The sequence below is a fragment of the Niallia sp. HCP3S3_B10 genome (assembly GCF_052064465.1).
GTDB classification, from domain to species: Bacteria; Bacillota; Bacilli; order Bacillales; family Cytobacillaceae; genus Niallia; species Niallia hominis.
The window spans coordinates 1-14,800 of the sequence record NZ_JBQHVO010000089.1 but is presented as its reverse complement, the minus strand read 5'-3'; the positions used below and the strand labels follow the sequence as shown (position 1 = coordinate 14,800).

The 14,800-nt window shown below is 31.9% G+C and carries 16 protein-coding genes; 10 read left to right on the top strand and 6 right to left on the bottom strand.

What is annotated here, in order from left to right; all coding sequences use genetic code 11:
* Positions 1-80 precede the first annotated feature (80 nt).
* Positions 81-1,892: a Spaf_1101 family AAA-like ATPase gene (locus tag ACTNDN_RS23400; RefSeq protein ID WP_441132426.1), complete on the bottom strand. Its 1,812-nt coding sequence runs from the start codon at positions 1,890-1,892 to the stop codon at positions 81-83.
* Between the two features lie 205 nt (positions 1,893-2,097).
* Here ACTNDN_RS23400 and ACTNDN_RS23395 point away from each other — a divergent pair, with 205 nt between their 5' ends.
* Positions 2,098-2,319 (top strand): DUF7695 domain-containing protein, encoded by a 222-nt coding sequence (locus ACTNDN_RS23395; protein WP_035416658.1) that lies wholly within the window; start codon positions 2,098-2,100, stop codon positions 2,317-2,319.
* Positions 2,320-2,904: 585 nt separating this feature from the next.
* Here ACTNDN_RS23395 and ACTNDN_RS23390 read toward each other — a convergent pair.
* Positions 2,905-3,549 carry a hypothetical protein gene (locus tag ACTNDN_RS23390; RefSeq protein ID WP_051641008.1) on the bottom strand — a complete coding sequence of 215 codons (645 nt, stop codon included), beginning with the start codon at positions 3,547-3,549 and terminating at the stop codon, positions 2,905-2,907.
* Between the two features lie 202 nt (positions 3,550-3,751).
* On the opposite strand from ACTNDN_RS23390, the gene ACTNDN_RS23385 reads away from it, so the two are divergent.
* From ACTNDN_RS23385 to ACTNDN_RS23375, 3 genes are all read left to right on the top strand, one after another.
* Positions 3,752-3,970 carry a hypothetical protein gene (locus ACTNDN_RS23385; protein ID WP_031539232.1) on the top strand — a complete coding sequence of 73 codons (219 nt, stop codon included), beginning with the start codon at positions 3,752-3,754 and terminating at the stop codon, positions 3,968-3,970.
* A gap of 131 nt (positions 3,971-4,101) precedes the next feature.
* On the top strand, positions 4,102-4,320 hold the full coding sequence (locus ACTNDN_RS23380) for a hypothetical protein (RefSeq protein ID WP_031539233.1): 219 nt from the start codon (positions 4,102-4,104) through the stop codon (positions 4,318-4,320).
* Positions 4,321-4,650: 330 nt separating this feature from the next.
* Entirely contained in the window at positions 4,651-4,899 is a 249-nt protein-coding gene (locus ACTNDN_RS23375) for a hypothetical protein (RefSeq protein ID WP_231512590.1), read from the top strand.
* 512 nt (positions 4,900-5,411) lie between these two features.
* Here ACTNDN_RS23375 and ACTNDN_RS23370 read toward each other — a convergent pair.
* Complete coding sequence (locus tag ACTNDN_RS23370) at positions 5,412-6,407, bottom strand: replication-relaxation family protein (RefSeq protein WP_031539235.1); 996 nt, start codon at positions 6,405-6,407, stop codon at positions 5,412-5,414.
* Positions 6,408-7,329: 922 nt separating this feature from the next.
* Here ACTNDN_RS23370 and ACTNDN_RS23365 point away from each other — a divergent pair.
* The 6 genes from ACTNDN_RS23365 to ACTNDN_RS23340 all read left to right on the top strand — a co-directional run bounded on the left by ACTNDN_RS23365 (position 7,330) and on the right by ACTNDN_RS23340 (position 12,428).
* Positions 7,330-7,986 carry a CadD family cadmium resistance transporter gene (locus tag ACTNDN_RS23365; RefSeq protein ID WP_019381804.1) on the top strand — a complete coding sequence of 219 codons (657 nt, stop codon included), beginning with the start codon at positions 7,330-7,332 and terminating at the stop codon, positions 7,984-7,986.
* A gap of 173 nt (positions 7,987-8,159) precedes the next feature.
* Positions 8,160-8,528: an ArsR/SmtB family transcription factor gene (locus ACTNDN_RS23360; protein WP_019381805.1), complete on the top strand. Its 369-nt coding sequence runs from the start codon at positions 8,160-8,162 to the stop codon at positions 8,526-8,528.
* Complete coding sequence (locus ACTNDN_RS23355) at positions 8,521-10,653, top strand: heavy metal translocating P-type ATPase (RefSeq protein ID WP_081836702.1); 2,133 nt, start codon at positions 8,521-8,523, stop codon at positions 10,651-10,653. Before ACTNDN_RS23360 ends, ACTNDN_RS23355 begins: the two co-directional genes overlap by 8 nt.
* A 163-nt stretch (positions 10,654-10,816) precedes the next feature.
* Positions 10,817-11,437 carry a class I SAM-dependent methyltransferase gene (locus ACTNDN_RS23350; RefSeq protein WP_019381807.1) on the top strand — a complete coding sequence of 207 codons (621 nt, stop codon included), beginning with the start codon at positions 10,817-10,819 and terminating at the stop codon, positions 11,435-11,437.
* Between the two features lie 93 nt (positions 11,438-11,530).
* On the top strand, positions 11,531-11,926 hold the full coding sequence (gene merR / locus ACTNDN_RS23345) for an Hg(II)-responsive transcriptional regulator (protein WP_019381808.1): 396 nt from the start codon (positions 11,531-11,533) through the stop codon (positions 11,924-11,926).
* A gap of 43 nt (positions 11,927-11,969) precedes the next feature.
* Positions 11,970-12,428, top strand: coding sequence for a putative iron-sulfur cluster-binding metallochaperone (locus tag ACTNDN_RS23340; RefSeq protein ID WP_019381809.1), 459 nt, complete (start codon positions 11,970-11,972; stop codon positions 12,426-12,428).
* 166 nt (positions 12,429-12,594) lie between these two features.
* On the opposite strand, the gene ACTNDN_RS23335 is transcribed toward ACTNDN_RS23340, so the two are convergent.
* From ACTNDN_RS23335 to rpsD, 3 genes are all read right to left on the bottom strand, one after another.
* Positions 12,595-12,813 (bottom strand): hypothetical protein, encoded by a 219-nt coding sequence (locus tag ACTNDN_RS23335; protein WP_031539237.1) that lies wholly within the window; start codon positions 12,811-12,813, stop codon positions 12,595-12,597.
* 368 nt (positions 12,814-13,181) lie between these two features.
* Entirely contained in the window at positions 13,182-13,649 is a 468-nt protein-coding gene (locus ACTNDN_RS23330; RefSeq protein WP_031539238.1) for a hypothetical protein, read from the bottom strand.
* 220 nt (positions 13,650-13,869) lie between these two features.
* Positions 13,870-14,472, bottom strand: coding sequence for a 30S ribosomal protein S4 (rpsD, locus tag ACTNDN_RS23325; protein WP_031539239.1), 603 nt, complete (start codon positions 14,470-14,472; stop codon positions 13,870-13,872).
* Positions 14,473-14,800 lie beyond the last annotated feature (328 nt).

Genomic DNA, 14,800 nt, shown 5'->3' with positions numbered 1-14,800 from the left:
TCGCTTGGTGGCCTTTTTGTCTAGTTGGGGGACGAGTCCCCCAACTAGACAAAAAGGATATTTATTCTCCCACAAACATTTTACTCATACATAGGATCAGATTTTTCACTTAAAAGAGATAAATATTCAATTAAATCTTCAATTTTTATGTTGAATTTCTCAAAATAATTATCTGAATTTTCCATTTTTACTTCTAAAATTTCAACCCAGTTAAGCATTAACTCATTAATATTTTTTTGGTAGTAGGTGATTTTTAATTGATTTACATGGTTAGCATTAAAACTGTCAAGTGTATTATATACAGTAATCTTCCTGTCTTTTAAGATAGCTGGTAACTCTTTGTATTTCTGTTTTAAACCTTTAATAGTAGTGATATTACCAACCCTCCTTTTGTCGGAAAGTACTTCATTTTTGAACATCATTTCTCGGATAAAATCAGTAATTTCATCTGAGCTGGAGGTTCTTACCAACTCATTCACAGAATATCTTCTATAAAAAAAGTTTGAAAGGAGACTTTTCTTATTCTTTGTTATTTCCTCAATATACTCTTGGTTTTGAATGATGGTTTTTTTAAAGAGCTGAATATACATTTCTAATGATATATCTTTTATTTTCTTAGGTTCAAAGATAAATTTCTTGTCATATTTATAATTGTCAAGGTCATTGTTAAAATACCCTAAGATAGAAGTATACTGCTTTTTATCCATTTTAGGAGTATTGAAAATAATATAATAATCCTCACTATTGTATGAGCAAACAACACAAACCCTTCCTTGTTTACAAATATTTTCCAAAGTTTTCTCGTCGTAAACATTTTGAGAAAGGACAAAATTGATGGTATTTAAAACAGTACTTTTTCCTGTTCCTCTACCGCCTATAAAACAATTAAGTGATTCAGAAAATGATATACTAAAATTTCCGTTTCCATTTATTCCTGAGAGAAATCCATCTTCTTCAACCACAATACCTTTAATGAATACATTTGGTTTTTCAGGTTCCTTATATTCGGTTGAAATCTCGAAGTCTCTGATTGCATTTTTTAACATTGTAAAGTTGACTTTTTGTCCTTTAATCCAAAAGGGCTTAGTTGCTAACGCATCTAAACTGTGTGAATCCTCATCTAATACAAAATTATAATCCTCATTGGTGTATCTTTTTAAATTTTCTATCACTCTCGGAATTTTATCTAAATAAGACACACCTAATAATTTATTATCTATTGAATTAAACAAACGATCTTTGTATCCACCACTTAGAAAGTCCGGCTTAAAGATATCTGAACTATTTATATGGGCAATATAGCCAATTCCGCCAAGTTCATTTATTTTTGTTAAGACATTCAAGCTTGTTTGGTATGTCCCTGATATACAATCCATTATGTTACTAGAAATCCAATTGTTTAGGAGATTAATTGTCTCTTGCTTAGCATCAAATATACCTACAACGTGACATTTATCAGCACAGGAAATTTCAATACCTAATAAAGTATCTGTATATATTTTATAAGAAAAAGAATTATTAATAATATTTATAGCCTGAACGAGCTTTTCATACCCTAAGATGGTATTGTGATCAGTAATAACAGCTAATTTTACATTCTCATCCGCCAATTTTTTGGCCATTAATAAGTATGTTAAATATTCTTTTAATGTTTCAAAATATTTATTTTGGTTTGCAATTTCCATTGCTTCTTCAAAAGTTAAGCTGTTTTCAGGAAATAGGTGTTCCTTTATGGCTATGCTAAATAAATCTTCATTTGACATTTCCGTATATTTTTCAGCTGTTAAACTTTCAAATAATCTATAATCATGAGAAGCTGGTGTATGAATATGGAATACTGATTTATGATAATCTGCGTATTTTTTTCTTTTTGAGTTGATTGCTAAATCAATATCATTAACAAAACTGTTTTTTACGAGTGTTTTATTGTAGGTTAAATTTATTTTAATTGCCTCCTAACTATTAACGCAATCCACGATTGAACACGATTATAGTATAATTTTACTAGATATTTAATAGTTCGGATAGATGGAGTAAACAAGAAAAACAATTGAAAATGATGGATCCTATATCAAGAAACCGGAAAGGGATGATCCAATGAAAAAAATACTTATAAACAAAGTACGCTGCAAAAAGTGCAATGACATCATCGAGTCAAAACATAGCAATGATTTTAAGCGATGTAAGTGTGGTGCAATTTTCATAGACGGTGGTCAGGACTTTCAACGTTACGGATGGGGAATCAATCATTCTGAAGAAAAAGCTCATCTAGAGGATTATATTGATTTTAGTTACTCTGTTTATGAAGAAAATAGTTGAATAGCTGCTAGGCAGCCTAGCGTGAATTAATAATGGGTAAGATAGAGAGTGTTCGCTTTGATAAATGGTGAATTATAAGGTAAGTAAGTAAAATCATCCTTGATATTTATGGATTAGTTTGGAATAATATATTTGCATGAAGCGGCCTCTGGCCGGAAATTTTTATGGTTTTTGGTAGGAACCATAAAAAATTAGGTCCCCCAGTTCAAAACTGTGTGGACCTTTTTACATTTTAGATTCGAATCTTACGTTAAATGAAAAGCTTTATACAATCGGGTCAGATTGTGGAGGAACTCAGGTATTTGTAGTAGACTAAATGACGCGCAATAAACAATCTCTTTTTCAGAGCATTTTGTGAAGAATTCCGCTTAAACAAACGGATAGAAGCTTAATAAGCTAATCTATAAAGAGGCATAGAACCATAAGGGTTTATGTCCTTATTAATTGAATATTCGATTGTGTAGACAAAAAACAAAAATGGCAACGTTCAATATGATTAATTAAATGCCAGCATAGTTCATCCAAGATAACTTGGTATTTTGTTGTGTTGGAAACCTTTGAATATACTAATATAAGTTATATTTTTCATTCTTTTATGTTCAAATCTACTTGTGGCTGGTTAGAGTATAATTCATTAACTAGTAGTATCAGAGCTTCATTCAATTCATATCGTGCAATTTTCCCTTTGAACTCTAAACCACGGATGTAGTCTATTTCACTATCTTGGGTGTCGAATACGCGATTCTCTTGATTTGGTAATATAGATGCAAGGTGAAGATCATGTAGCCTATCAAAAAAATTAGGAAAGCCCTCTGCTGAAAGAAACTTGTTAAAAGACTCTCTCATATGTTTCCTCATGTAAGATGCTTCATTTTCAGGGTGAGTAATTTCTCTTATGGCTTTTATCGCTTCGCCATTCAAGCCCATATAAGAACACGCCTTCTCCACTGAAAACGAGGTCTCATCAGTTTCACCAATGAGATAGCCAACATCTACACTAAAGAAATCTGCAATTAGATGCATAGTATCGAATTTTGGAAAGCCAACTTCTCCATTTTTATTTTTGGCTCCTGTATTCATCCATCGGCTGACATCTTTTTGGCCATAACTAGTTCCATATTTATTGTTTAGGGCTTCAGCAAAGGATGCTTGAGTATATCTGCCTGCATCCATACACTTTTTTAATCTAATTTTCCAGTACGTTTCCTTTTCTTTTAATAAGTCATCCATGTTATAGAGAACCTCCATTCGAGATGAATTATATACCTTGCGTAAGTCTTGTACAACCTAAAATTACGCGCTATCATTATGTTAGAAAAGCCAAAGGAACAGCAGAAAAACGAGAAAAGAAATTTTTTCATGCAAAGGGCGTATTAACAAAAAAAAGAGACTAACTGAGGTAAATACTTTATGAGAATGTCTGTTGGAATAATTGGAAAAAATAGGAATTACAGTTAAAGAAGTATATTTGTTTTTGAAAGACAAGGGCTTCCTCGATGGCGAAGAAGGCAATTGGTCCTTAACGGAACTAGGTAAGCAAGTTGGTGGTCAAATTAGGCAAAAAGATAATGGAGAGGGTGGGTTCTGTAGACGCACATGGTCAGTTTTATCGTGGGATGAAAAAATAGTCAATAAATTGAAAATGAAATAATCCAGTAGCAGTTACAACTTTATTTGCAACTATGACAATCATCCCCGTTGTTAGAGCGGAAGTAAATTAATACTGGATTAAAGCAAATTTACAAGAAATACTAAATCAAATAGCTAAGGGTGATGATTAAAATGGAAAATAACAAAAATGAAAAAGATTATGCCGAATATAACCATAATAACAAAACGGTTAGATTTGGTGGCAAGCCAGCAATTATTGTTTCAGTATTTGCAGGTGTAACTTTAGTAGGACTTGCAGGTGGAATTACATACATCATGACTAGAAATCCAGAAGCAACAAAAGAGGTAGCAACTAAAGTATTAAAGGAAGTAACGAAACACGCAGCATAAAAACATCAGTGATAACTTTGGAAAATGCACTAAGCATTGTAGCGGCTTTTTTCATTAACTTCTTAATTTATGTGATATAGATCAGACCCAATCGACTTTTCATAAGTAAATTTGTTGTTTTTAATGAAACGGCTTAAAAAGGGGTAATGCGTAAGATAAAATAATAATGTATGATAGATTTTATTTTCTTTTTCTTTTATGAACTAATTTAATAGAAGGGCCTTTTGGTCAAGGTATCAGTTAAAAATCATCGGTAAGATGCGTGACGAGAACAATCGTTGGCATTCTTAGCGATGTTTTTTTATATAAAAAATTAATGGAGGGGTCCAAATGAATCAAATGGAAACGTATTATGTAGTAAGAAGAACGGAAAAGAAAGATGAGGAATTTGCTGTGATTGATGCAATGTCACTGGATGAAGCGAGGGCGATCTTTGGAGTTCGGCATAAAGCCGATAAAGAGGCAATGACAGAAGGAGAGGCATTTTACATTTTTCAAACAAACGAAATGCTGATGTTGGATGAAAATCATCGGCTAGTATTTCCGAAAGGTTTAATGAGCATTATTGAAAAGTGGTAGCAATGAAGGGTTAAAGATATGAAAAAGATGGCTTCTGTTGTTCTAACAGAAGTCATTTTTTTGTAATCATTACTTGCTACCAAGTGGATAATTGTATGACAGTTTAAACTTATGTCCTAAACAAGTGTTTCAAGTATAACTAATAATATATAGTAACGATTAATAGTAACTAATATTAGATACTAGATGGAAGAATAAAAATACAATTTAATAAAATGCAGAGTTTCCATATGTTCTTCATGGTATCTATTATTAGTTACCAATTTCCTGATAGGCAGTTTTGGAGCGAATAAAGATCGTAAAAGTATATTACTTTGTATAATGGTTACCATTCATCGTAACGAATTGAAAAAAGGAGAAAAAATAGAAAGTATGGGATGATGAATATATTGATGCAACTAGGTTTCGTCATGGTATCTACTAATAGTAACGAGGAGCTTTTCTGTGAGGTATTTTTTAAAACTTATGTATGCGAGTCATTCAAAGGGAATGACTGCGAGGAACAGTATTTATTAAAATCTACATAATACATCGTGGACTGCATTTTCATTTTGTAGTAACGGATGAATAATGACCTTCAAATTAGATTGTTTCAATCGGTCACTTACAGCAGAATCAGCTGCAAATTGATTAATAATATTTTTACCTCTTTTGATTCCATCCGTAAATTGAGAACGATTAGAAAAACTATTATCTGTAATAACAATATCCATAATGTGAAGTTGTTCGGGGTTCTTTTCCGCCCATTTTGCATATTTAAAAACTTTTTGTATTAATGTTTCGATTGGTTCTGTTCCCATATCCATTTCAATATTAATATAGGCATCCTTTGCATAATTAGATTTTACCTCAATTATCCAATCTGGTTTTACAAAAGTCATTGTTTTCCCTATTATATTACTTCTAGATTTATTTTCTGTCATATACCTACCAATTTTTGCATGATAAGCTCCGTTATTCTGTTTGTGTAAATTATTAAAATTAGGTATCCACTCCGTATATGGCAGAAGTGAAGGTGATAAAGAGTAATATGTTTCATTGTACAAAAAAACATATTTTGTTTTCTTCTGATTTTTGTGTTTGATTACCTCAAAATTTAGATTGCATAATATATTGATTGCAGCTTGTTGTGTGGCTAAGAAGTGTAACAAATTTTGCTTTTGATTAAATTTATAAATCTTTGATTTGTTATATGAGCTAACTAATAAATTGTTTTCTATTAGTAAGTCTATAGCTTTACTACCAATACAAAGATATTTAAAACGCTCTCCATTAAAACCTTCGTTAAATTGGCTGCTACGAATTAGATGATATTCTTCATATTTCCGGATTCGATTTTTAAAGCTATACTCTTTAATTTTCATTTCGAATAAAAATGTTGCAGCTTGATAGAATTGCTGCAATGTTAATAATCGTTGTTGTTCTAGAAATTCCAATAGCTTTAGATCTACTTTGGAAAGTTCTAATCGTTGTCTTGCATTTTTCTTTAATACAATTTTGTCCAGCATTGTTTTTTCTCCTTTCTTTAGGGTGAATGATATTTGTTTGACAGAACACCTTTGGAGTATTATTTTTCACTATTATTGTCAGCACAAAAAAACTCACTCCAAACATTGCCAATAACGTGAGTAATAGACTTTTCACAAGTAATATACTTTGACGGATCAATCTTACTCGACAAAGTATATTACTCGTGCATTACTTTTTATTAAAAAGTGTTCTTTAAATAGTGTACTTTTGGATTTTGATATTTCTAGTCATTAATGTACAACTTGGAAAAAATTAAAATATCGTAAGGAAACGGAAATTATAAAAGACAATTTTTATTGGCAAAAAATGAATTTTTGAAAGGCATTAGAGAACAAGGTTTAAGATGGAATGCCAAAGCAGTCGGTTTATACAGATTTTATAAAATGGACTTACTAAACAATCGGGCCATATAATTGAGTAACACCTATAAAGAAAGTTATTGATAATACATAGTAAGTTAATTAACAATGTTATTGTGAAATATAGGAGAAATTATGACTGATAATTGTTGTACACCCAAACCAAACCTAACGGAACGTTCCCAATTAGATATAAACAATACCAAAAATCCCCAGAATAGATGGTCCGGATACTCAGAAAGAAGCAATAAAAATCGACTCTTATGATCCTGACAGTCCAGAGGGTTACATGGTATTTACAGTAACAGTTCATAATAAATAATGGTTGGATAACCAAAAAGGATGATTACCTAATAGAAAAGTAATCATCCTTTTTTAGTTTCAAAGTGCTAATTTCATGTCGATTTATTCTTTATTCAAATATCCATTTGACTATTTGTTTATGTAAACGTAAAATAGAAAATGAAATTTAACATTCAAATAAATATTTGAATGTTAATGAGTATTAAATTATTAATAAAAAATAAAGGGGTTGAATCAGGTGGATTTAATTTTAATAATCATCTCTGCTCTTGGTGCTTTTATTGTAACCAATATTGATGATATTTTTGTCTTGATGATGTTATTCTCTATGGCAAGGTCACAATCTAAAACAAGTAATGGTCAAACGGTTAACAAGGTTTCGAAACGTATTAACTCAAGAGATATAGTAATTGGTCAATATCTAGGTTTTGCACTTCTAGTTTTAATCAGTCTTTTAGCAACCTTTGGGATAACACTTCTTGCTGATCAATGGGTTGGTTTACTTGGCCTAATTCCAATGTATTTAGGAGTTAGACTGTTCATCAAAGGTGAAGATGATGATGATGATAATATTCTTTCTAGGTTAAACAAATTTAATAAGTTTTATTTAAGTGTAGCCTTTATCACTTTTGCTAATGGTGGAGACAATATTGGAATTTATGTTCCGATTTTTTCAACGTTAGAAACAAATCAATTAATTATTACTGTAGTTACATTCTTTATAATGGTTGCAATTTGGTGTTTACTGGGTTACCGTCTTGCGAGATTCAGATTTGTTTCTGAAACACTTGAGAAATACGGGCGATGGATTATTCCAATTGTATTTATAGGATTGGGAATATATATCATGCTAGAAAATGAACTATTTACTTCTTTGATAAATCTATTCAAATAATGTAACAGTTTTGATCGTTATGATCATTTGCTAATATAAGTAGGTTTGGATATGGAATTTATTGAGTTATTTAATTTTTTATCCATTATTCAAATAATCATTTGAATAATGTTAGGGTAATAATATATAATATATTCAAACATACACTTGAATAAAAGGAGGGATAATGAGTAATGAGTAAGAAAGATACTTGTGATATTTATTGTTATGACGAAGCAAAAGTCAAACGAATACAAGGTGAGATGCAAAAAGAAGATATATCTAGTGTTTCCCAATTATTTAAAGCACTTGCAGATGAAAATAGGGCAAAAATTTCCTATGCATTATGTCAAGATGATGAACTTTGTGTGTGTGATGTAGCTAATATCATTGGGGCTACTGTTGCAACGACATCTCACCATTTAAGGACCCTTCATAAACAAGGGATTGTAAAATACCGAAAAGAAGGCAAACTAGCCTTTTATTCGCTTGATGATGAACATATTAGACAGTTAATGGTTATTGCATTAACTCATAAAAAGGAGATGAAAGTCAATGTCTGAACAAGCTAAAATAAACAACCAAGAAGCTAAAACTTACAGAGTTCAAGGACTCACCTGAGCAGACTGTTCAAAAACGTTCGAAGAGAACGTGAAACGTCTGGATGGCGTTTTGGATGCACAAGTTAATTTTGGTGCTGCTAAAATAACAGTTGTAGGAAATACAACGGTTGAAGCGCTTGAAAAAGCAGGAGCTTTTGATAACTTAAAATTACGAGATGAAAAAGCACAAAAAGTAGAACGTGAACCTTTTTGGAAGCAAAAAGAAAACGTTAAAGTGTATATTTCAGCCCTATTATTAATCGTTAGTTGGTTATTAGGAGAACAACTCGGAGAAGGTCATATTGTACCAACAATCGGATATGCGGCATCTATATTAATTGGTGGCTACTCCTTATTTATTAAAGGCTTTAAAAATCTAAGCAGATTTAAGTTTGATATGAATACTCTTATGACAATCGCTATTATTGGGGCTGCATTAATTGGTGAATGGGGAGAAGGAGCAACAGTTGTTATTCTCTTTGCCATTAGTGAAGCTTTAGAACGCTATTCTATGGACAAAGCTCGTCAATCCATTGAGTCCTTGATGGATATAGCTCCAAAGGAAGCTTTAATACGACGTGGAAATCAAGAGTTAATGATTAGCGTTGATGACATTCAAGTAGGCGACATTATGATCGTGAAACCGGGTCAAAAGTTGGCTATGGATGGAATCGTTGTAAAAGGGACATCTACCTTAAACCAAGCTGCGATTACAGGTGAATCTGTCCCGGTGACAAAGACCATTGATGATGAAGTATTCGCTGGTACTTTGAACGAAGAAGGATTATTAGAAGTAAAAGTAACTAAATTAGTGGAAGATACTACTCTTTCGAAAATAATTCATTTAGTAGAAGAAGCTCAGGCAGAACGCGCTCCTTCTCAAGCATTTGTTGATAAATTTGCCAAATATTATACTCCGGCAATTGTTGTATTAGCCTTTTTAATCGCTATTGTCCCACCATTATTTGGCGGAGATTGGAGCGAATGGATATATCAAGGGTTATCCGTACTAGTCGTTGGTTGTCCTTGTGCATTAGTTGTTTCTACGCCTGTTTCTGTTGTGACCGCAATAGGAAACGCAGCAAGAAATGGTGTTTTAATCAAAGGTGGAATCCACCTAGAAGAAGCCGGTGCATTGAAGGTTATTGCTTTTGATAAAACAGGAACATTAACAAAAGGGGTTCCAGCAGTAACAGAAATCGTAACATTTGGCGGAAATGAAAATGAGTTATTGACCATCACAGCAGCGTTGGAAAAAGGATCACAACATCCACTTGCTTCAGCAATTATGAAAAAAGCAGAAGCAAACGGATTAAATTATAATGAAGTATCTGTTGAAGATTTTCAATCTATAACTGGTAAGGGTATAAAAGCAAAAGTTAAGGACGAGATGTATTATGTAGGAAGTCCTAGTATGTTTGAGGAAATTCTTCCAAATGGTATAGATAAAACCATTTCTGAACAAATTTCAACCCTACAAACACAAGGAAAAACGGTCATGATTCTTGGAACCGTCAACGCAATTCTCTGTTTAATTGCTGTGGCTGATCAAGTAAGAAAAACATCTAAAGAAGTTATTCAAAAACTTCATCAACTAGGAATTGAAAAAACTGTTATGCTTACTGGTGATAACCAACGTACAGCAGAAGCAATTGGTAAAGAGGTTGGTGTATCTGATATTAAGGCCGATCTCCTTCCAGAAGATAAATTGAACTATATTAAACAACTTCGCGAAAAGTATCATAGTGTGGCGATGGTTGGAGATGGAGTAAATGATGCTCCAGCTCTTGCGGCATCAACAGTTGGGGTTGCAATGGGTGGAGCTGGAACGGATACAGCACTTGAAACAGCCGATATTGCTTTAATGTCAGATGATTTAAGTAAATTACCGTTTACGATGAAACTAAGTCGAAAAGCATTGAGAACCATTAAGCAAAATATTACCTTCTCTCTAGTAGTTAAAGCTATTGCTTTACTTTTAGTTGTACCGGGTTGGTTAACGTTATGGATAGCTATATTTGCCGATATGGGGGCAACATTGCTTGTAACTTTAAACAGCTTACGATTATTAAAAGTTAAAGAATAAAATACTGTTTCATATAAAGGGATAATGGTTTTATTATCCCTTTATATGATTTCTTACTGAATGAAAAGGTATGATGCTTCAATGTGATTTTTCGCCCTTCTTGTTTTTAAAAAAGGGATACTCTTAAAGGATATTTAAATTCAGTCATTCGGAAGTGAAGATAATGAATAATTCTTGGAATCGAGTGATTTATAAAATTTGGTCTCCAATTTATGATAAGATTTTTAATTCGGGTGTTTTTTTAAATGCACGCAGACAAATATTTCTAGATATCCCCTTTCATAGTAATCAAAAGGTACTTTTTGTTGGTGTAGGAACAGGTGCTGATTTAGAGTTAATAACTCAATCTGATTTAGATATAAAGGCAATTGATTTTTCACCTGATATGCTTAAAAAGGCAAGTGCGAAATTTAAAAATTCACCTATTAAATTCATAGAAATGGATGCTCAAAATATGGAGTTTGATAATGAAACATTTGATTATGTAGTTGCTAGTCTAATTCTTTCTGTAGTGCCTGATGCAGATAAGTGTTTAACAGAAATGACGAGGGTTTTAAGAAAAGGAGGCAAAATAATTATTTTTGACAAATTCGTATCTGAAGAACATAAATTATCTTTTTCAAAAAAGCTTCTTAGACCACTAATAAAAGTATTAGGAACAGATATTGGATTGAATTTTGAAGATCTGTACCGTAGAAATAGTATAAATCTAATGATAAACGAAGATAAAAATGTAATGATGAATGGAATGTACAGAAAAATAATAATTAGTAAAGTTAGTTGATTATGTTTGAGCAAATTAAAAATTTCAAAATTACCTTTTACTCTTTACCCTGTACTATGGTACAGGGTTTATAATTTATCTGAGGTGAATGAAATGAATTATCGCATTAGTGAACTTGCAGAAAGGTGTGGGGTCAATAAAGAAACTATAAGATATTACGAAAGATTGGGTCTCCTTTCGGAACCTTCTCGGACAAAAGCTGGATATAGGATGTATCCAGAAGAGTCTGTGGATCGCCTACAATTTATTAAACGAATGCAAGATTTAGGTTTTTCTTTAGCCGAGATCGATAAACTACTTGGAGTTGTTGATAAAGACGACGAACGATGTAAGGATATGTATGATTTTGTTGTTCATAAAATTGATGAAGTTCAAAAGAAAATTAAGGATTTAAAAAGAATCGAACACATGCTAATTAATTTAAAAGATTGTTGTCCTGATGAAAAATCTCTACATGAATGTCCTATTATTGAAACTTTGATGAATTAGAAAAGATAGCACAAAATATGTATCATAATAAGGTGGGAGAATGATGTCAGATTGTTGTAATAACACTAAAGAAATTAAAAATGAAAATGTTGTAAAGTGTCCATCTTGTAAAAATAGATCTAAAAATGTAAAGTTGATAACATTAAAATCAATGCTTAAACCATCTGCATTAGAAACATTAAATGCTAAAGAAAATCACTATTTTTGTTCAACCAAAGATTGTGATGTAGTCTATTTTGATACGAATAATAAAGAGTACCTTTTATCTGACATAAAGGTGGTCGTTCATCAAAAAGATGCCTCAGTAACTACACCAATTTGTTATTGTTTTGATTGGACAAAAGAGAAAATAAAGGAATACGTAGAAAAAGGCCTTACTCCTAATCCAGTAGAACATATTCGAGAGAACATAAAGGAAAACCGATGTGGTTGTGATGTGAATAACCCTCAAGGTAGTTGTTGCTTGGCAAATGTTACAAGCTATATCAAAGAACTAACCTAACCTGTATATACTCAATTAAAGGGCGCTTTGTTTCAACTGGATGTAAGGCATTTTTTCTAATTCAAATAACAGGGGTAACTTATATAACACAATAGGACTTGGACAGGTCTATTTAAAAACTTACTAGAATTAACAAAAAATGTCTACTAATCGGGATTAATGGACACTAGTTATCGTTAAATTCTACCTCACTAATATCTACCTCTTTAATGATAACATCTTTATTCGGATCTGGATCATAGTCTAAAAGAAGAAATAAAAGCAGTATTAAGATAAGGATAAGAGCAGTGAAAATTATCTCCTTAGTATTTTTTTTCGAATCGTTATCTTGTTGTTGCTTTCTATAATTCGACTGAATTTTTTTTGTGTTATAATCTTGTTTCATAATAATCCCACCTAAAGATATATACAGATTAGTAAGTATTTCTCCATTTGATATAACAAACCCTTTAAGGACAAAAAATTTTCAATAAATGCATTAACAGAACATAACGTCAAAAATATCAAGGAAGTATTAGCACAATAAAGAAATATTCTTTCTTTTATATTAAGATTTCCCACAATCGGGCGCTTTAATGAAGTAACTAAGGCCAAATTTCTCAATTACAATACTGAGAAATTTGGCTTTTTATATTTTAATTACCATAACTTTGTAAATTATTATTCTCCTTACTCTGCCATTCCCTTACAATAGAGAATTAGATAAGAACTTTACAAAGTGCAGAAAAATGATTGTCAAAGACTGACACAAAATTATTTATACACCCTTAAATTCTCTTTTTTATATTCAATACTTTCCTTTCTATATTTAATCATATCCCGTAAACTTATTAATTCTTTAATAACAAATTCATAGTTGCCCGTGGGTTCACCCTTAGTAGCAGCATTTGCTGATTTGTATAAAAAGTGATTGATACGAGTATATATTTCATTGTCTATGATGCTTATAATTTCTTGACTCCGTTTTTCATTTTCTACTGCTTTTTCGTACAAATCTTTGGGAATTGAATTGGCTAATTCTTTATGTAATTGAGTGGTCTCGTTTTTATAGTACTCGTTTGATTCATTAAAAGCATCGAAATATTTTTTAATCAAGTTTGAATGGTTATTTTGAATTTCAAGTATCATTGCATTTATTTGATTACCTAATTTCAATGCATATTCTTCTTCTGGTGTTCCTTTATATAAGTTGAGGAATTTATCGAGAATTTCATTTTCCATTTTACTGATCTCCTTTAGATAATCTACATTTTTAAATTTAGTTAAGCGTCTGTCCACAAATGTTTTTATTTTTTTTAAAAACGTCCCCCCAAAACCTCCCCCAGATCGTTGGGGGAGAATACATTATTCTACAAAGCAGAAAATAAACAAAAAACCCTAGAACCATTGATATATCAAGGTTTCTAGGGTTTTTGAATATGCTATTTACAAAGCATATTAATTAACGAGAGTAGAACTCAACGATAAGAGCTTCGTTAATTTCAGCTGGTAATTCAGAACGTTCTGGTAAACGAGTGAATGTACCTTCTAATTTATCTGCATCGAAAGTTAAGAAATCAGGTACGAAGTTATTTACTTCTACTGCTTCTTTAACAACTTCAAGGTTGCGAGATTTTTCACGTAAAGTGATAGTTTGACCAGATTTAACGCGGTATGATGGGATATCAACGCGCTTGCCATCAACTAAGATGTGACCATGGTTAACTAATTGACGTGCTTGACGACGTGTACGAGCTAAACCTAAACGGTAAACAACGTTATCTAGGCGAGTTTCTAATAAGATCATGAAGTTTTCACCATGCTTACCAGTCATTTTGCCTGCGATATCAAAAAGATTACGGAATTGACGTTCGTTCACACCATACATGTGACGAAGTTTTTGTTTTTCTTGTAATTGTAATCCGTATTCTGATAATTTTTTACGTTGGTTTGGACCATGTTGTCCTGGAGCGTAAGGACGTTTGTCTAACTCCTTACCTGTACCACTTAATGAAATACCAAGACGACGAGAAAGTTTCCAGCTTGGACCTGTATAACGAGCCATAATTGACTCCTCCTTCATGTTTTTATTTGGTAAAATAAAAACAGATGTAACATGTCTTCTTATTTATTTTGTCTTCCTGTACCTTCGCCCTAGCAGCCAAGGGTTACACAATACACCATCAGAAATGATTCCTGAGGAACAAAATAGAATAAAAAGTGTATACATATGCTGCGCTATTTTACACAAAGAATATTATATGATTTTTATAGGTGAAAAGTCAAGTAGAGTTTACTATTAGTTTGAGTCAAGTATTTGTGGGAGAAATTTTTTATCGTCGGAATTTCTCTCTTTTTCAGTGTGTTTGCTATCTCTATTGTTAACGCTTTCT